Origin of the sequence: Pseudomonas fluorescens, assembly GCF_000968015.1 — a bacterium.
GTDB classification, from domain to species: Bacteria; Pseudomonadota; Gammaproteobacteria; order Pseudomonadales; family Pseudomonadaceae; genus Aquipseudomonas; species Aquipseudomonas fluorescens_W.
In genome coordinates, this window is sequence record NZ_LACH01000003.1 from 1 (window position 1) to 18,324 (window position 18,324).

17 protein-coding genes and 2 pseudogenes are annotated in these 18,324 nt (G+C 49.3%); 7 read left to right on the top strand and 12 right to left on the bottom strand.

Translation table 11 applies throughout. The features are described from left to right. The first annotated feature begins 93 nt into the window (after positions 1–93). Positions 94–378, top strand: a complete 285-nt coding sequence (locus VD17_RS02905) for a hypothetical protein (protein WP_033055175.1) — start codon at positions 94–96, stop codon at positions 376–378. Here the strand turns inward: VD17_RS02905 and VD17_RS02910 are convergent. Next, positions 375–638, bottom strand: a pseudogene (locus tag VD17_RS02910) (TetR/AcrR family transcriptional regulator); the annotation flags it as partial. The gene VD17_RS02905 and the pseudogene VD17_RS02910 overlap by 4 nt on opposite strands. A gap of 2 nt (positions 639–640) precedes the next feature. Here VD17_RS02910 and VD17_RS02915 point away from each other — a divergent pair. Both VD17_RS02915 and VD17_RS32525 read left to right on the top strand, forming a co-directional pair. Continuing rightward, positions 641–1,114: pseudogene (locus VD17_RS02915) on the top strand (NmrA family transcriptional regulator); the annotation flags it as partial. Positions 1,115–1,286: 172 nt separating this feature from the next. Next, the gene (locus tag VD17_RS32525) at positions 1,287–1,496 is read left to right on the top strand and encodes a hypothetical protein (RefSeq protein WP_046052596.1); all 210 of its coding nucleotides are present in this window, start codon (positions 1,287–1,289) and stop codon (positions 1,494–1,496) included. 75 nt (positions 1,497–1,571) lie between these two features. On the opposite strand, the gene VD17_RS32090 is transcribed toward VD17_RS32525, so the two are convergent. Next, positions 1,572–2,117 (bottom strand): hypothetical protein, encoded by a 546-nt coding sequence (locus VD17_RS32090; RefSeq protein ID WP_185753091.1) that lies wholly within the window; start codon positions 2,115–2,117, stop codon positions 1,572–1,574. Between the two features lie 709 nt (positions 2,118–2,826). On the opposite strand from VD17_RS32090, the gene VD17_RS02925 reads away from it, so the two are divergent. The 4 genes from VD17_RS02925 (at position 2,827) to VD17_RS02945 (ending at position 7,313) form a co-directional block, all read left to right on the top strand. Continuing rightward, entirely contained in the window at positions 2,827–4,194 is a 1,368-nt protein-coding gene (locus tag VD17_RS02925) for a tyrosine-type recombinase/integrase (RefSeq protein WP_052962674.1), read from the top strand. A 483-nt stretch (positions 4,195–4,677) separates the two neighbouring features. Further along, a complete protein-coding gene (locus VD17_RS02935; protein ID WP_046052598.1) occupies positions 4,678–5,004 on the top strand; it encodes a hypothetical protein in 327 nt (108 codons plus the stop codon). Between the two features lie 4 nt (positions 5,005–5,008). Then, positions 5,009–6,199: a relaxase/mobilization nuclease domain-containing protein gene (locus VD17_RS02940; RefSeq protein ID WP_046052599.1), complete on the top strand. Its 1,191-nt coding sequence runs from the start codon at positions 5,009–5,011 to the stop codon at positions 6,197–6,199. 151 nt (positions 6,200–6,350) lie between these two features. After that, a complete protein-coding gene (locus tag VD17_RS02945) occupies positions 6,351–7,313 on the top strand; it encodes a Shedu immune nuclease family protein (RefSeq protein WP_046052600.1) in 963 nt (320 codons plus the stop codon). A gap of 44 nt (positions 7,314–7,357) precedes the next feature. Here VD17_RS02945 and VD17_RS02950 read toward each other — a convergent pair whose 3' ends face one another. From VD17_RS02950 to VD17_RS02990, 10 genes are read right to left on the bottom strand one after another with little or no spacing between them, the layout of a single operon-like run. Further along, positions 7,358–7,828 (bottom strand): 3'-5' exoribonuclease, encoded by a 471-nt coding sequence (locus tag VD17_RS02950; protein WP_046052688.1) that lies wholly within the window; start codon positions 7,826–7,828, stop codon positions 7,358–7,360. Beyond that, a complete protein-coding gene (locus tag VD17_RS32095; protein WP_185753092.1) occupies positions 7,825–8,013 on the bottom strand; it encodes a hypothetical protein in 189 nt (62 codons plus the stop codon). Before VD17_RS32095 ends, VD17_RS02950 begins: the two co-directional genes overlap by 4 nt. A gap of 44 nt (positions 8,014–8,057) precedes the next feature. Then, positions 8,058–8,282: a hypothetical protein gene (locus VD17_RS02955; RefSeq protein WP_046052601.1), complete on the bottom strand. Its 225-nt coding sequence runs from the start codon at positions 8,280–8,282 to the stop codon at positions 8,058–8,060. Continuing rightward, positions 8,279–8,737: a DUF6957 family protein gene (locus tag VD17_RS31190; RefSeq protein WP_052962675.1), complete on the bottom strand. Its 459-nt coding sequence runs from the start codon at positions 8,735–8,737 to the stop codon at positions 8,279–8,281. The genes VD17_RS02955 and VD17_RS31190 overlap by 4 nt, the downstream gene beginning before the upstream one ends. A gap of 53 nt (positions 8,738–8,790) precedes the next feature. Continuing rightward, on the bottom strand, positions 8,791–11,160 hold the full coding sequence (locus tag VD17_RS02965) for a phage tail protein (RefSeq protein WP_046052602.1): 2,370 nt from the start codon (positions 11,158–11,160) through the stop codon (positions 8,791–8,793). A 17-nt stretch (positions 11,161–11,177) separates the two neighbouring features. Beyond that, positions 11,178–11,978, bottom strand: coding sequence for a baseplate hub domain-containing protein (locus tag VD17_RS02970; RefSeq protein ID WP_046052603.1), 801 nt, complete (start codon positions 11,976–11,978; stop codon positions 11,178–11,180). Next, complete coding sequence (locus VD17_RS02975) at positions 11,938–13,620, bottom strand: hypothetical protein (RefSeq protein ID WP_052962676.1); 1,683 nt, start codon at positions 13,618–13,620, stop codon at positions 11,938–11,940. Before VD17_RS02975 ends, VD17_RS02970 begins: the two co-directional genes overlap by 41 nt. Then, a complete protein-coding gene (locus VD17_RS02980; RefSeq protein ID WP_046052604.1) occupies positions 13,613–14,563 on the bottom strand; it encodes a hypothetical protein in 951 nt (316 codons plus the stop codon). Before VD17_RS02980 ends, VD17_RS02975 begins: the two co-directional genes overlap by 8 nt. Beyond that, positions 14,563–15,435, bottom strand: a complete 873-nt coding sequence (locus VD17_RS02985) for a hypothetical protein (RefSeq protein ID WP_046052605.1) — start codon at positions 15,433–15,435, stop codon at positions 14,563–14,565. Before VD17_RS02985 ends, VD17_RS02980 begins: the two co-directional genes overlap by 1 nt. Before the next feature lie 39 nt (positions 15,436–15,474). After that, positions 15,475–18,255 (bottom strand): phage tail tape measure C-terminal domain-containing protein, encoded by a 2,781-nt coding sequence (locus VD17_RS02990; protein ID WP_046052606.1) that lies wholly within the window; start codon positions 18,253–18,255, stop codon positions 15,475–15,477. Between the last annotated feature and the right edge of the window lie 69 nt (positions 18,256–18,324).

Sequence of the window (18,324 nt, forward strand, 5' to 3'; positions counted from 1 at the left end):
CCGTGAAGAACCTTTTTTTTGCCCATTACGCAGGCAACGAACGTCACCGTTCGCTGGAGGTCAAACGATTACACGTCACCAAGGAGGCGTCTGATGGTTACTCACTTCAAAGTCGGCGGGCATCTGGCCTGCGGTCACAAAGGCAGCAAACTCGTTTCAACCACCGAACTGACCCGGGTGAAATGCAGAAGCTGCCGCAACACCGACGCGTTCAAGGATGCACGCAAAGACCAGCGCAACGCTGCACGCCGCGCCGCACGCAAAGCCAAAGTTACGCACACCGCCAATGACTGGCGCGCGGCTTGGGTCGAACGACTCACCGCTATGGAAGGACTGCAACGATTGCCTCGTGGTTTCACCGGTCAGCCTTTCGTTTAGCTGACAGCATCGGTGGCCGGATCGAACTCATTCGATCCGGTCGCTGGCGCCATGATTTCCAGCAACGACATGCGTTTGAAGGCCTCGACCAGACCACGCCCCTCCTCGGGTGCGCATGAGATGGCCAGCCGCATCGTCGCCTCCCCCAGAGGCCAGATCAGAAACGCAGATTCCCGAACCCGCAACGCATCGCTATCGAGGAATACCCGAAGCATCGCGTCAGCCAATAACCCGCCCGCAATACGACTCTCCTGCCGTTCCGCGAGCCAGCTGGTTCTTCCAGAATTTCAGCGAGGCGCACTTCCTGGGACCTATCCTTCAAGGGGAACTGGCCCTCCCCGTCGGTCATATCGCAGAGCCCTTCATCGACGCAGAAAACATCGCCGAAATCGCGGTCGAGGCGCTGACCAAACCAGAACACTCAGGCCAACTCTATGAACTGACGGGCCCACGAGCGCTGACGTTTGCCGAAGCCGTCGACGAAATCGCCCATGCGACAAAACGCGAAATACGTTTCGCCGCAGTTCCGCCGGAGGCTTATCGTCAGGCGTTCGAGCAGGAAAAACTTCCCGCACAACTGATCGACCTGGTGCTGTATCTCTTCACCACCGTGCTTAATGGCCGCAATACACCGATTGCCGATGGCCTACAGCGTGCGCTGGGTCGGCCGGCGGGAGACTTTTCCGACTATGTTCGGCGTACGGCAGCTCCGGGCGTCTGGGCAAATGAAGGATGAAATCGAAGCGGCGCGCGCTTTAGATTGGGATCACGGGTATGCGCTAGTTAGATGAGCGAGGTGTGCACTATCGCCATGCCTTTTTTGGCGGCAAACAGATTTCTCGACTAGGGTTTTATCGAATCGAAATAGCGCCGACGGTGTTGGCGGGCACTCATCAAGGAGGGGACAGATGACATCAATTCGAGATACCGAGAAAACCTATCGCACCTGGTCCAGCCCAATCTTGCTTGAACTCAAGGAGAGAGAAGACCAGCTAGACGCTGCAGCCCGCCAGGCCCTTCAGAATGTCTTGGTCGAGAGAAGGCTTGTCGATACCGGCAACCCTGCTGGCGAAGATCGACGCGGCGCTAATCCAGGGGTTAGCGGCCGAGGTCAATAACTACCACGGGCTAAAAAACAGCAAGCCAGAAACGTAAAAGGGTTTGCATCAGCTTTCGCTCGCAAACCCTTGGTTTCAGATGGCACCACAACGACAAACGCCGGAGCGGTCGCATGTTGTCTTGCCAGAAGGCAATGATCTTTGCGAACGCCAACGCACTGCGGTCATCCTTGAAGAGCTAGACCAAACCTGCTCGTGACTAGCCATACCCGTTTGCTTACGAGTCACTGGGGGGGTAAGGGTGTAGTGATAGTGGACCGCCCCTGTGTCTGGATGAACCAGCCAGTAGTCCTCCTTGTCTTTTTTAAGCCGATAGCACTCTTTCGGATTTTTGGCAGAAGTAAAACAAATCACTCCATCTTTGACTGTCCAGCGTTCTGTTTCTGGAGGGCTGCCTGACAATTCAAAAATTTCGGTACCGTCGGCATTAAAACTCAATGTATATGGGAGGCCAGTCCTTCCAATGTTATTCAACTTATTCCCAATTAAGGTGCTACGGACTTGACTATCATCAAGTGCTACAGCTGAAGGTGTTACTGGCTTGATACCACCGCCACCAGAAGACGCGCAGCCTGATAGAAAAAGAGCCATAAGCGTGTAACTCCAGCCTTTCAGGTTCATACGGCACCTCTTTTTGTGGTTACTGTGAGAACTTACTTGAGCCTAGGTGTAATGCCTGAGCATCGCCAGGAGCCTGGCGGCCACACGACATTCGGCCACCTGTCATGCATTCGTCACACCGACCAAGCACACTGCAGTCAGCCAAAGGGATTTGGCCACGTGCATAAAGAGCCCGGCCAAGTGCCGGGCTCTTTCGTATCTGCAACATGCTTTTCACGAAGTGCTGACAGAACGGAGCGCAGATTGAACGGACAAAAGGATTTGACCCCATACAGAGAGCCCGCAATACGCGGGCTTTTTGTCGTCAGCCATTCCCACTGCCAAGCTCGCCACTAAGAAAGTCTCACCAACCAAGTGAATTGCGGACCAACTCGAAAATAGCGGACCAGAAACAAACAAGGGTTTGCATCAGCTTTCGCCCGCAAACCCTTGATTTAAGATGGTGCCCGAAGCCGGAATCGAACCGGCACGCCCTTACGAGCGGGGGATTTTAAGTTATTCGTGTCATGACATTGCTCGATCTTACCCAACATTGATTCTTCTTGCTAAAGCTTACTAATTCTTTACGGATCAGTGACTTACAGAGGAAAACAGTAGAGATTGAGCTTACTAGGGCTTCGTCAGCATTACCCAGGATTCCCCGCAAAAGTTTCCATGAGGTTTCCTTGGGTTTCCACCGCTGAGGGCTCGCACGATTTGAGTTCATGACATGCGCGACAACAAATTCCGCTTTACAAAAAGCTCGATCGAAACCCGTTGCATTTGCCCCACAGGAAAAACCGAGGCAATTTTTTACGATGACATGGCCGGTGGATTCGCGATTCGCGTCACAGCTGCTGGCGTCAAAACGTTTGTCGTCATCAAAAAGCTGGCCGGCAAAACCCATCGCATCACGCTCGGCCAGTACGACAGACTCACCTCAAAAATCGAAGCCATCAGGAATAAAGCCTCTGTGATTTCTGGTCAGATGGCCAAGGAAGTCGAGGAAAAGGTAACCCAGAAAAAAGCATCCGCTATCACCCTGCGCCTGGCCTTCGAAACCATGCTGGAAAACAAAGAAAAATTGTCCGAAGGAAGCATTGCAGACTACCGAAAATCTTTTGATAACCACCTTATCGATTTTGAACAGCTCCCGCTTATTGAATTCGATCACGACCTTGTAAAGAAAATCTTTAGGGACATTACCAATCAAAAAAACAAACAAAATAAGCCAAAACTAAGGACAGCCAACAAAGCTCTTCGCATTTTAAGCATTACGTTTAACTTCGCGATGGCCTGGTACGCCAAGGGCAGGCAGTGTCCCATTACGTATAATCCTGTCGATATTTTGAAAGTCACAAAGCAATGGCATGTCAATGAGCGCGATAAAACACGGGTTCAGCCGGACGATCTGGGTGATTTTATCAACGCCTGTTTTGATATCGAAAGTGCTGGCCCGCAGAGGCGAAGACCATCTGTACTCAGCCAGTGCTCATCTAACATCTTGTTCATGACTTTCTCGGGCATGCGCCCTGCTGAGTCGGCTGGTATTAAAAAAAGCATGGTTGATCACGAGTATAAAGCGATCAGATTTGAAAATGATGAAGGAACCATTGTCCTTAAAAATGGCAAACGATTTCACTTGGTACTCAACGACGTGGCCTACGCCCAAATTCTTTACGCAATTTCAAAATCTGAAAGTGAATATGTATTTCCGAGTATTAACGGTGGGCCCCTGCATGAGTCGTGCACCAGAGATTTCCTAAAAAAAGTAGAAAAAAGGATGCATGAATCCTACAAGCGTAAAACTTTGCGAGCCTCATTTATTTCGGTGGCAGACTACATTGGCATCAGCGGATACCATCAGAAAGTTTTGGTCAACCATTCCGGAAAAGGCCAGGACGTAGACGTCACTGACGGCTATAAAACAGTCACGGTCGCCGAAATTTTGGAATCGAGCATGAAGGTAGAGGCCAAGCTCATTGAACTTTCAGGTATGACTAAGGAGTATCTGTGCAGAGGACTGCTTGATCAGATCGAGCGCAAGAATGTCCTGACATTTAAAAAAGCAGAACTGAAACTGACAAAAGCAGGCTGAAACTCAATGATTGCTGGGTAATAAATGATTTTTTGTGACTAAGATGGAACTACTAGTGCCATTTGTGGCTTCTTTGTGCGCCAAATTTGGCTATTTTGCTGCCAAAAGTGTCAACCTTATCGTCAAATATGACCACTTCACCGCTCACTGAATAACCTGAAAAGTAAGGTTGGCCAGGATAGGTATACCCCATGTCGCAGTACAGGAGTGTGAAGTCACAGTGCGTTAGTGTGAAATCGCAATGACGAGTGCGAATGTCACAGTCATATAGTGCGAAAATCACTCCCCCTTAGTGCGACACACATCATTTTCGCTATGACCCAGTGCGCTTTTGCATTGTCACTCTGTGGATATTTAGTTATACCTGAAAAAATAACTTTCACCACCTCAATCTCCACCTGCATAATAAAACTATAGAGCATTGAATAGCCAGTTGTGTCTATGATAGACATATACTGCTCACTCTCCTTCGGAGGTTGCGCCATGGAAAACAATAATAAGAAAAGAGTCGGCAAACCAAAATCAGCACCAGAACTTAAACGTGACAAGCCATTTATTGTCCGGCTTAACTCTATCGAGATGGATACTATTAAAGCCAAATGCATGGAGGCAGGCTATCAAGCAATTGGCCCTTTTATTCGGGATCACTTGATTGCCATCAAGCCAAAATCTAAGACATCGATCCCAGGGGCCAACATTCATATTGCTCAGATGATTATCCGTGTGGCAGTGATGTTAGACGATGGCGCGCCAACGGAGTCAATAATTCAAGAGCTTCAGAAAATCAACAACACGATATTGGGAGTATAAGAAGATGATCGGAAAGATCACAGAAAAAAGCACTGGCTCGTTCAAAAACCGAATTGAGTATATCTTTGGTTTGCGAAAGCATGAACACGCACTGACTCAAATCAGGACTATCGCAAAGAACTGCTTGGCTCCTGACCCTCTCCGTCACGGGCACAATAGAGGCGACATTGATGTCCTGGGGATGATTGAAGAGTTTGACTCTGTAGAGCGCATGCGGAGCGGCTCAATCGATTCAGAGCGAAAGATCAAACCCGTTTGGCACGCAATCCTGGCCCTGCCCCCAGGCGAGTCCCTCACTGATCAACAGTGGAAAGAGGCTGTGCAGGTCTATATGAACAACATGGGCTTCGATGAGAGCTGCAAGTGGGTCGCGGTGCTTCATGGGGACACCGAGTCCCAGCATGTCCACATCGTTGCAAACCGCATCCGCCTGGACGAGACGTTCTCAATGGTCAAAGACAGCAACGAGAGGTCGGCCAGCTGTGACAGCACATCCGATATTGAGGATATGTTCAATCTGACCAAAGCCCCTTCTCCAACCGAAACCTGGGGTACGGCCATCACCAGGGCTGCACTGGAAGCCGCTGAGCGAAATGACGACATCCCCCGCAAGCACAAGATGATCGCAAAGATCGCAGGCGCTGTAGAGATCACGCAGGCTGCCCAGGGTGACATGTTCATGCTGATCCGCTTACTGCGCCGTCAGCGTGTTTTTGTCCACTTCACAAAGAATGCCAATGACCAGCCCAAAGGTATTGCTTATGAGTTTCAGGGCGTAGTCATCGCGGGCCGGAAACTCAAGCGCTCCCGCCTCACCTTTCAAAAACTTACAACACAAGAAGGAATTTCCTATGACCCCGAAACCTTTCAGGCACTTGAGATCGAAGCTGCTCGAAGAGATCAAGACGATCAAAAACACGCTACAGAAAGATTCTGGTACTTCAGCTTTTTCTCCCGAACCCGCCGATTTGCCGTCAAATTTGAGCCCAAATCACGGAGTCAGCGAGAAATTGACGAGCTTGTTGAAGCAATCCAGGCTTTCCTAAGTGCGATTTTCGGTGTGCCATTCGAGTCAAAAAAGGAACGGGAGCGCAGGGATGCTGAGTATATTGAGTACATACCAGCGGTGAATTTGACCAGGGCGATGTTTGGTATTCGGGAGCGTCAGCCTTGTGACATCTTGCTGGATCCTTGAGATAGGAGGCGCATCGGTAATTCAGTTGATGCGCTTCGTGATCAGAGCATCGCGTACCTATAGACGGAGTAGTGGCAAAACAGTAGCCTACTGTATGAGTTTTCTCAGGTGAAGTTTTGCTCACTAGCAGATACAAAAATAGGGAAAGAGGATGTCAAAAGTTAAGGATCAAAAGTTTGTACTATTACGAAACAAACCTACTGTATTAACTCGGGCTGGATTCTGGAAAGTTCCTCACAACAATAGTCCGGACGAAGTCTACCTAAAAATTGGTAGATACAAAAAACCTAAAAACTTTTACGAAAGTGAAATCGTAGAGCTAAGCGAGCCCAAAAGCGAGCTTACTCTGGATGGCGAAGAGTTCACAAATCTAGTTTCATTTATCCAAGATAATTACGAACCTTTTAAAAATGGCGCTAAAGCATATCTACCTCTAAGCACTCCCTATGACATATCTATCGCCCAGCAGCTTAAGAAACTATTGGACGAGAGCGATCGATCCCAGATGCTACAGTTCCTGTTGGATAACGACGTAATTCCAGAGGAATTAGAAATTGGACTGGCTCATGCTAGGCGCGCTAGGGCAATAGACGAATATATTCAATTGTTAGAGAGTGATCATACCGAAAACAAATGGCAACATTGGTTCGAGGTGAATAGCTGGGTACTCGGCAGCGACTTTGTTAAGGTATTAGACGAGCGGAACATAGACACAAAAAATATTTCTGACTTCTTAATGGAAAGCTACGATGGCTTTTTAGATATAGTTGAAATAAAAAGACCTGAAGGCGGCTTGCAATTCTGGAGCTCTTCACTTGACCATGGCAATTATATACCTCATTCAGACCTCATTAAGGCAATCACACAAGCATCTAAGTATATTCACGAAGTCGAAAGAGAGGCCGACAGCATAAAATTTTATCAGCGGGTTGGTGGGATAAAAACGATCAAACCTCGCTGCACGTTGATATATGGCCGATCTAATGAGTGGAATGAAGAACAGCAAGAAGCCTTTAGGATATTGAATTCTAGCTATCATAATATGAGCATAATGACCTTTGATCATGTTTTAGCTAGAGCATATAGAATCCTGGGGAGAACGACCCATGTTTGACATATACACGATCCTTTTTTTGGATTTTACTCGGAACACACTGATTAACTTAAACTTAATAAAAAAAGCCGAAAAATCTGCCTAGCATCCAGCAGCGCATGATGCGGCAACTCCTCCACCTCGGGCAGCTCGGCAGGGTCTTTGTTGTCAAAAATCCTGGAGATGTCCACGGGACGGTTGCTGACTTTTGCGGGCCATTTGCCGTTTAGGTATGCCATGTCACAGAAAAAATCCCAGTCCCAGACGGGCGCATCGGAGAGGATTTCGACTGGCCCATCGAACTGATTTAGAAACGCCGCAAGCCTGGCTTGGGCCTGCAGGAAGGTTATCCCATGGCTGCCGGGGTCAAGCTGAGGTAGGACGACTTCGACAACGAATTGCGAGCAGTCAGTTAGCTGATATGTGTCCGTCAGTTCGACGTAAAACTCAGCACCATTCTCGGCTACAAGCGCCAAGGAAATCAGCTTTGCGTCGGCGCTGAGCCGAGTGAATTCGGTATCAAGAAACAGCTTCATTTCCATGCATCAATGCCGAGAAAAACGATCTCCTCGCGAACACGTATTTGCTCACCGTTTATCTCGCGACATCGACATACAGTTTCCACTTTCGCAGTAACCTCGCCGTCAGGCTTACCGCCAATAAAAATCCGGCAGTCCTGAGGCATTGTCGACAACAGCTCAATAAATTTTGCTACGTTCATCCCAAACCCCCACTGTTAAATAAAAGCGCCGGGCTCGGCCACATTCATTTCCTGTACGAACCATAAATCATCACAACTTCCTCTGGCGCAGCCTTCCAATGATTGTCCTCGTCGTAAGTACCATCCCACCATTCCTGATTTTTTCTCCGAAAAAGGATGCCAAACCTCACGTGCTCGACATCCTCGAATCCGTTTTCGTAACCAGCAGTCACGACCCGAGTCTTTGGATCCTGCTTTGACAGCAAATAAATAAGCTCTTCGACGTTCATACGCGCATGCCTAGGAGTCTGAAAAATGACGAAAAGGCCTCTGGGGCATCGCTGTACTGCATGCTCCTGCCAGGGCCGACAAGCAGATAAACAGTGTTCCGCGTCACGAAAATGGACTTGTCGAAAAATGAAAGCATTTGACTCGTACGGACTGTTTTGTCGAACCGATTTTGAGTGTCTTTGAAAACGTTGAGTGCGCACACAACGAATGGTTTTAGGTCGTCGTAGCCGGGGGATGCTGCTTCTGGAGGGGTTTCTACGTGTACCAAGTACCAGTCACTAACAATAGTTGCCGGCTTGTTATAAATTTCCATGCTGTGAGCGAAAACAGACTCGGCATCCTCCAGCGACATGCCGCTGCCCTCGGCCAAAAAGCTTTTTTCGATCCAGCGGTTGCGTAGCGACGCAACTGATTTTTCGAACTCGGAAATCGGTGAGCTGCGATGGTCGGACATATGCAAGCCTCTTTCCATAAAAAACATATAATAGTAGATACTTATTAATATGGCTAGGCGACAGACAAGCGGGTAACGCTGACCTCCAGTGGCACACTATTGTTAAAGCCAACCTGCGTGGCCCGGATTTTGAACGTGAGCTGGTCGAAAAGCAGGCCAGAATTGACGCCACGCTCCCCTGTAAACTCCCAGCTTTCCCCAGCAACACCGCTTTGTTGCCAAACCTGCCTGCCGCTGTGGAAGACGGTGATTTCGTAGGTTGACGCTGAGGCTTGGGAAATGTCGTCGTCGTAAAAAATCACCTCCTGTCCTGACCCACCTCGGGCTCTCCAAGATAGGGTCGCTGCGCCGTTAATTTGGCCTCCGGCTGAGCCGTTTACGCGCAGTTGGCCTGGCGGAAATGGTTGGTCGTTTGATCCTTCGATGGTGTACGAAATTTCCTGGGCTTCGTCGATTGTTTGCCGGCGAGTTTGAGTTTGTACCAATGTTTTGATGTAAACCGTCGAGCCTGCGGAGAACTGACCATTTGTTATGCCGTGACCCTCGCTTACCGCCCAGATTTTTTGGCTCGGAGGGTGTGCTATCGGGGTCGTGCCGAAGAGCCCGCGCCTGATGTTGTTTAGCTGGCAGGTGGTGCTGGCTAGCTGAGTCACCGATTCGTAGCTTAGCCACTCGCCGTCGATGTACATTATTCCCAGCGCTTGGCGGTTTTCGCTGACGCTGTAGCTGTCGAGATCGTCGATATTTCCACGAATTATCGGGCCATCTGTCTCTGTCCAGGCTCCTGCCGGCATTGCTTCGACGAGTTCAAAAGCGGGGGTAAATGCAGCGTCGCCCTGCTCTGCCCAACCCTCGCCCGACTGCCTAGTGATTAGCTTGTATTGTTGTCCGGCGCTGGGCTGCCCGGCGAGGACGAGTAGTGACCTGGTGAGTCCTGCGGTGCTGGTGAAAATCGCCGGGGCTTCGACAATTTCTACCGCTTGTGGACTGACAGGATCGAACGTCGGCTTAACCCAGATTTTGTCTGACCCATCGCTGTAAACGGTATTAGTCACGCCGAAGACGTCCTGGGTCAGGCTCAGCTTTATTGTGCTGTCCTCAAGCGACCCTAAGTCCACCCCCATTACTCTCATGACCATATTTTCCACTGCCAGCGGTGGCCACGAAAGCAGGACGACATCGCACATTTCTGCATCGAACATCGACCGATTGCACTCAACAACACACGTTGCCAATGGAACTGAAAGCGGCCTCATTTCACGCTGAGCGATTTTTGCCGCCAGCGCAGCAGTTGAGACCGATGGGGTGTCGTAGCTAACGCCATCGCTGTCGCCTTTGTGGATCCTTAGGCCCAGGTTTTGAGCTGTGGCTGTGCGCTCAGTGAAGCCATCGGCGATCGACAGGTACTTAATTTTTACTTCGTTCACCGCTGTATCCAGGGATCCACGGTTGAAATTTGAAAGGGATTTGATGTTCGAAGCATCGACAACAGCCAGGGACGAAATGTCGTAATCCTCACGCACGATTTTGAGTTTTAGCTTGCCTGTGGCGGCGTCGGTCACCAGATTGCCGTTGATGATTTTCAGCAGGTCATCAACGATCGCCGAGGCTGTTTTCGACGAGTCAACGACACCAGACACGCCGTACCCTTCGCTGAAAAGAGTTTGGGCAACAGACTCAAAGGTGGCGATGTCGACAAGCGACTTTGAAATCGAAGCGCCGAATCGTTGGTCAGTCAGGAATTCATAAATCACGTACGCTGGGTTTGCGTCATCACCGATGATTTCCAGGGCCGCGTTGCCGGCAGGGGATTTTGGAAATCTGGAGCAAACAAAGCTGATTTTTGCGGGGGTTTCCGAATTGCCAATGTAGAATCCTTCGAGCACTGCATGGCACAGCGAACGCAGCGGCGAAACGATGTCAATGCCTACGACGCGCTGAAGGTAAGCATTTGCCGCCTGGGCAAGATCACCATTATAAAAACTGACAGTCCCACCAACCCCGCCATTTTTCTCTTCGCCACCAAACAGCTCTGGTTTGTTGATTTCAAACGAACCGTTTTTTATCGTGCCTTCCCACGCGACATCGTTATCAAACCAAACTTGTTTTAAAGTAACATCAGGGCCGTGACAAATCCCGAGCTGTACGCCCATGTAATATTTATAGCCAACTGTTACTTTTTTTGAACTAAAACCGGTTTTGACTTTTTGTTTAATGGCATTGGTGCGCAAGTCCCCGTACCAGAGGACATTAGACCCACCGAGCTTTCGAGTGCCATATAAAACTTGAACAGGGCGCTCTGCTGCCGTCGGAAAACTGAAGTCTTCAATGCCTGCTGGCTTGGCATTCTCAGGGGACTTGGCCATACGCATGACAACAAGCATCATAATAAGCATGATAACGAAGTAAGCAGCAAGTACCATTTCTTTTATTCTTCTAATTATACGAAAGGGTTTTCGTCGGGAATAGTCAGACAGCCATAAAAATTGTCAAAGTTCCCGAATGAGTGGCATGCCTGTGCTGAACGATTGCAGCCTTTTGCGAGTTTTACCTGATCGCCGGGGGAAAGGGAGTCGATTCCGGAAATTAGTTGGACATAGCCGGTACTGGTATCAATATCGGTAATCATCCTAAAATCTGTTTCGTCAAACGACAGTAGGCCAGCCAAATAGTATTCAGCGTCATGATTAAATCCAGAAAGATAAACAATTCTGCCGCCATCTTCGACACTAATTACTGCCTGCATTTCCTGGTAGTTTGTGATATCAAGGCCGCACAAGTCATCATAAAGATGGTGATTGCACTGGGCTTGATATCCAAATCTAAGAACTTGGCGTCGCAGCAAGGCGCTGGATGGATTGCACTGGACTGTTGCTACAGAGTTATTCCAGGTCACAGAACTAACTTCGCCGGCAAATACGTTAACGAATAGCTTGGGATTGTCCCGTTGCGAGCGGAACACCTTTAGTGTGACGTGTTTTGACGGCAGATGAGCCCGAAATAGCAGCGGGATAGCGGAGTCGCCGGGCATGTTGATCTCAAGTTTATTCTTATAGTCTTCTGACGTTCGCTGAACCTTTGACCGTTTCAAAGCCAGTGGCTGATAGATGATGCCATCGGTGTGCAAGTGTTGCTTAGTTCCGGACGTGTAAGCGTAGTAAGCCGAACCAAACTCAAAAAAATAGAGTTCAACGGGTTTATTAAGTGATAGTGATCTCTCGATCGATTTCAGCGTCAGCATTCAGCAACTGCCTTATTATTTTTGTTATTGTGCTGTCAGCGGTGGTATCGAAGATGTAATTAAATTCATCTGATTCGAAACGACCCAGGAACAATGGCGCTATATATTCCACGTCTTTTATTGAAACATTTGAAACTGGCTCAGCCAAATCAATGACTTCAGTGTTGCCCAGGCCGTCGCTTGCACTTTCTACGTTTCGATATAGCGTGATTCCATTATACAACTTAATTGCGATAGCCGGAGCAAACGACTTTGATTTCAAGAAGTTTTTGTAGTTGGCTTTTTTGACAACAATCTGGAGCGTCGCTGACTCAACATCATTGTTTAACTCCAGGCCTACGAGTGGGCTTTCTACATAAAACTCTCCCTGCCCTCCTCGTTCTAGCTCGGCAAAATCTTCAAATCGCATGCGGTCAAACTCATTAAAGTATCTCCAGCCAAATTGAAAAAACTTAACCGCGCCTTGCTGACGATCATAGTTATAACGCCTGCCAATATTTGGATCTAACGTCTCCCGTAATTTTAGATAGCTGATGGAAACGTCCTGAGATCGATCCGGGCGAATATCCAGTACCCGCCTGTTGTTAAACTTTGTGAAGTCATCACACGCCATTGGCTTAACGTACTCAACTTCATCAAAGTCGAATGTCGCCGTTGTCGTCTCTACATTCATACCTTGGACAACCGAATTAGTTTCCTCAGCTATCCAGGCCTGTTCTACCGGCACAAGTCGAGCCGCGTAAGAGAAGTTTTTCTTAGCCAAATGGTTAAACGAGACAACCTGTCCAGAAACCCCAGCAACCTCGAAAACCTCCCAAGTATCTCCCTCAACAACAATCACTTTGCTTGCAAAACGAATGTAGTTGTTCATGGAGTCGACCGTAATCGATCCTTGGCCAGCGGTTAGCGGAGCGGAAATGGATGACTGAAAAGGCCAGAGCGGTACCAGGTATTTCCCGGAGAAATTGCCCACCAGGTTTCCGAATAAGTACTGGTCAGCGTCGGACAACCCGTATTGGTAAGTGGCGGACATTCGAGGTTTGTCGCGCAGGGAAATACGTTGCTCAGTCCCGTCATAGCTCTCAATCACCTCGGTCAGATATGAGTGCTTTATCTCTGGCCGAACCGACCAGTCGATTCCAAAATTCAGGACAATGGCGCGGGTCGCCGTGAGGCTGAAATCATGTGAGCCGGCTGCGCCGAAATCGAACGATGCCCTGTAGCCAACGTCGCCCGTATTTTGGTTAAGAAAAACCTGATACTGCGCCGCTTCGAACGACAGTAGTAGCCCCGATTTCGCCCCGATCAAATCCACGCCATCGACCCCGAATTGAGTCACCCCGGATAGAGAAATGGAAGATCGATACGAGTGCCAAATCGAAAATTCAAACGTTTCATCGGACGAGATCAACCCCGCATCGATCACAGCTGGTGTCACGAAGACGTTGTCGAAAAAGACGTCGCCCCAGGTCACAGCATCATGCCCTGCCCAGCACCAATTTAGGTTGGAATATCCGCTGTAGGCATAAGCACCGCCCAAGCGTTTGTGAGCAAACACAAGTGCAGGCTGCAGATCGAACTCGTACCCGCAGTAAGTGCCCTGCCCGCTGATGAACTGAAATCCAGGGGAGACTCTATGCATCGACTTCCACCCCAAAACCCAGGTTAAACAGCGGCTGGGTTGAGACTGCCGGCGTCTGTTTTCCGAAAAACGGGAAGATTTTGTACGTCCTGTTGCCGACAATGTATGTCTGCTCTGCTGTCATCAGATCGCAATTAATGAAATACAGATCGTCGAATTCCGCGAACGGACAGTAAGCGCCTTCGTGCTTTACAAATGTGTAGATCGGCATGAGCGCTGACAGGCCATTGAGACGATTTGAGCTGCGAGCTGAGCTGCCAATATCGCCTACGGTGGTCGTGCTGCTGGGGGAAAAATTTGGAACACGGATGGCGTTGTTGTAATTAAAACTGCTGCATATGCCCTGTCCGGGGTCGGCGGGGTATGCGAAACCGAGTACCCATCCTGCGAAATCTGACTTCGCAATTTTACAGGCAGTTGTCGCTGTGCTCGTGTCGAACGGGATGTTCCAGGTGCTCGAAAATGTTCCGCTCGCGCCAGTCAAAAACTGCCCGCCACTGCCGGGGTCTAGCGTGTCGTGCGCCCCGAAAATAATGTGGCTATATCGCTCGGTTTCGTACTCAGCAATCAGCAATACCTTGGTGTCAGTTGTGAACAAATGGAAAATTCCAGAGCTCCCAGTTTGGGCATACATACGCACAAACGGTGTCCCTGGCTGTTCGTTCCACTTTGCTGCAGCCGAAAAGCTATCGTTGGCACGTACGTCGATACCAGTCTTGCCAAAACCAGTGGCTTTGTAGTCAAGAGTTGGTGTGTAGTCGTCGAAATTCCGCAGGCTAAAAAACATGCCATTTTTCTGAATGTGCAGCCGTTTTCCGAAGGTAGTGTCTGCTGAATTGACGTAGGCATGGAGATCCACAGCCCAGCCTTCAACGACCAGCTTATCTTTCAGCAGCTGCAGGAGATTTTCGGACGATGAATAAGCGCCAGTTTGATATTTCATTAATTGAGCCTGAAAGCGTAGTACTGCGAGCCCCGGAACACGTTCGGCACGAGTAAATATTGGATTGAATCGATCGTAATCACTGACTCTGCCGATGCGCCTACATTGCTGCACGCAAAGATCCCATCAAGGTACCCGAGCCACATGCCATCGTCGGGTGCCAGGCCAGCCGCTGGCGTCGACGAAACGATCATCGCGTTGTAAATAACGTGCTCGCCAGCTAGCGTTTTACCCAGATTTGCCAGACCGCCGTCAAACGGCCAAACATAGGCCCGCTCATACAAATACGAAGGTTTGAAATCTAGCGAATCCCCGGAATCCGAACGAGACACTTCCTGCCACCCGCCACCTGGCAAACACACACGACCTGGCCGGCTCTGCCCGCCATAAAATGGGTACGCTGATGCCGAGGATGACGTAGAAGACCACAGCTCAGCGTCGCCAGATCCACCCACATAGCATGGAAATGGATATTGGTCGGTCGGAGCAAACGGCAAGATCAATCCGGCGTAAAAGCTGTGATACGTATTTGAAATCCGACACACCCCGGCAAGCCGCCTTTCCGACACAGACAACCACACCTGAAACGCCTGATTATGCAGAGGAATGCGGGGTAATTTGAGCCCGCCCACAGGCGTCGGCAGAGATCCAATTTGGTCGGCAATGGCACGAGCAGCGTCATACAACCGAAACGCCTGGAACTCGACATTTACGCCATCAATAAGCAGTGCCAGATATCCCACGGCGGGAATCTTCAAAACCTTTTCGACTGCGGTATCCCGCACAAGAGTCCACCCCTCACCGACAGCCCTCGCGAGGAGTTTGCTCACAAAATCGTTTTGATCAGTTGCAGTAAAAGTGTAGAGAGCCATGGTCTTCTTATTATAGTTGGCTTTTATATATTATAGCATTTACATTAACTTGATTTCAGACTTGTTTGCACGGATGTGATTCATAATTACCCGCTCTCCGTCCGACCCTTCGAGCGCGCTGGCAATACTTGGCACATCAATAACGTTGTTAATCGTGACCCGCCCTGAGTCGCCACCTGAAGCTTTACCTTTACCAATGTTATTGCGGTGACGAGGATCCGAAGCGGTCAGCATTTCTTCGCCTCTTTCGGCAATTACTGGCACTTCATTTGCTTTCAACCCGACTATCCCCCCAGTGTGATATTTCATAGCACCGCCGAAGGCCCAGCCTGGTACATTTCTGCTTCGGCCCGAGCCACCAATTAATCCACCGTCATGCTTCACCGCCGCGCCTGCCGCACTTGCCGCTGCCCCGCCAGGGATCATGTTAAGTACCGTTTGAATGGCCATCTGAATGAGCAATTTCGCAATCATTTTTGCGATGTCAGCGAGCACAGACTGAGCCATTTCACCAAACGCTTCCTTGGCCGATTTTGTACCGCTGATGAACTCTGAAAAAGCCCCCGCAAACCCTTCACCCAAGCTTCCATTCAGCTCTTCAACAAGAGATTGAATATTGAAGACCTCGCTCTTCGCGTCCGAGAGCGATTGCTTAGCCCTATTTTCGTCATCAGGATTGCCCGTAACTCCCGCAGCGGCCTCCCCCTTCGCCCCAAGTTCATCGACCTTGTTAAGGTAGTCGAATGGAGAAATCTGATGACGCTCAAGCTTCAGCTTTAGAGCTGCATACTGCCGGTCGATCTCGTCCAACTCAGCTTTTGCTTTCTTGGCCGCTACTAGCTCCTGGGCCGCTTTTGAATCACCGCCGAGCTGTTCGAGCACCCGCTTTGTATCAGCAAACTCCTTCTCAATTTCCTTCAAATCCGCTTGATAATTACTCCCCCGAATACGAAGCAAGTCGACATCCAGCTGGTTCTGGATCGCCTTAATCTGAGCCTGGGAATCCGCCAGCGCCGTGGCCCGATCGGCCTTCAGAATGGCTTCCTGGTTTGCCAACGCGGAGCTAAGATTCAACTGCTCCTGCTTCTTCAGAGTGATCTGACTTTCAATGTCCTCTATCGATGCCAGCGCAGTACCACGATCCGAGTCGATCACTGCATTTCCCAAGACTTTTTGCTGAGCTCCGAGCTGGGCCTGCAGGACTTTGATGTCTTCCCCAATGGACTTTTTCCGCTGATCACTTATCTCAGCGTTTGCTTTCAAATCGATCGCCAGTCTTTTGTCCGCGATTTCATTTGCTGACAAAGTCTGAGCTGCGGCTTGGGCATCCAGGGCTTTTTGTTCCAGCTCCCGGCGCGTGTCGATCGACTCGATAGTTTTGTCGATCTCAAGCTTTGCCAGGTCAGCCGCTAGTTTTGCGCGGGTAGCGGCGATGGTGGCTGCTGTTTGGGAATTGACCAGGTTGTTCTTGGCATCACCGCCTTTGCTTACCGCCGACTTGTTGCGCTCAGTGTCTTCAGCGACCAGTTTTTTGTTGTTCTCCTGAATCTTGGCGCCATTTTCAAGCATTTTGCTGGTGACATCGGTAATCGCACCGGCAATACCACCGACGCCAGTAACCGTCGCTCTTACCGCTTGCCTGCCGAGTTCATCGAATGTTTTACTCGCAGCGTCCGTAGACTTAGCAACATCCTGCAGAAAAGAGGACGAGAAATTCAGGTCTACTGGTTTATTTAGATTTTTTACAGACTCTGCGAGGTATGCTTGAACTCCATTGAGAGACTCGGCCATTGAACTTGCGATTGAGCCAGGAATTTTATTCAGTAAACTTTGAATGCCTGGAACAAATATTTCTCCAACTAATTTCAACACATCAGCGAAGGCTCTGCTGTAAAAACTAACAAAACTGGATGCAAACTTTCCTAAGTATTTCAGGATCGTGTCGAAGCCCAGCGCTAATAATGTTACTGTGTCCGATGCGCCTTTTGATAGGCCGAAAAACACAGCAAAGAATGCATCGCCTACCCGACCAATGGCAGACAAAACGCCACCTGTGGCCGACACGAACGACCTGAAACTCTCTCTACCGGAATTAGCCATCCCCTCCGTTTCAGTTCTCACATCGGTAGTTCCTTGGAGGAACATTTCGATCAAGGCCTGGAATTCAGGAGCTGCAGTGGCAACAGACTGTTTGAAACCGGAACTAATAGAGGTACTTAGTTGACTAAAAGCGGAATTTAGTTGTTGAACATTTTTGGCATCCAGGCTATTTAATGTATAGCCCGCTTGCTTAGCCTGTTCCATCAGATTTTTAAATTCAGCGCTACCATTCTGCAATACCGGCAAAAGATTGCGAAGATTATCTGAGCCAATTTGATCCAAGAAAGTGAATTGCGCGGATGAGGACATCCCTTTCATCACATCGGAGATTTTTGTCAACTGCTCCAACGGATTCAACTTCATGAAATCCTTGGCGCTTACTTTCATAATCTGGAAGAAGTCTATTGCCCCGCCAGAGTTTATGGAGTTAAATTCTTCAATCTTTATCCGTACTTCTTCTAGCGCATCAGTAAACTGTTCCGGGCCGACGTTGGCCCCCTTGAACGCGGCATACTGAGCAGCCGTTAAATCCTCAATACTTATATTGAGTTTGCGAGCTACCACATCCAAATTTGAAAGTTCGGCAACCGTCTCTTTAATAGCGGTAGCTCCAGCGAATGCCGCCATCAGGCCCACAATTTTAGTCGCAGCGCCTTTAAGGACGTTCGAAGCTTCGTCACGCGCACGCAGGACGAGCTGGATAACGGTATTCTGTGGCATATACGCCCTTCTTATTATTGGCTAAGCTGGTCGATAATTTTTTTAAAGGCTTTTCCATCGCCTGTAGCG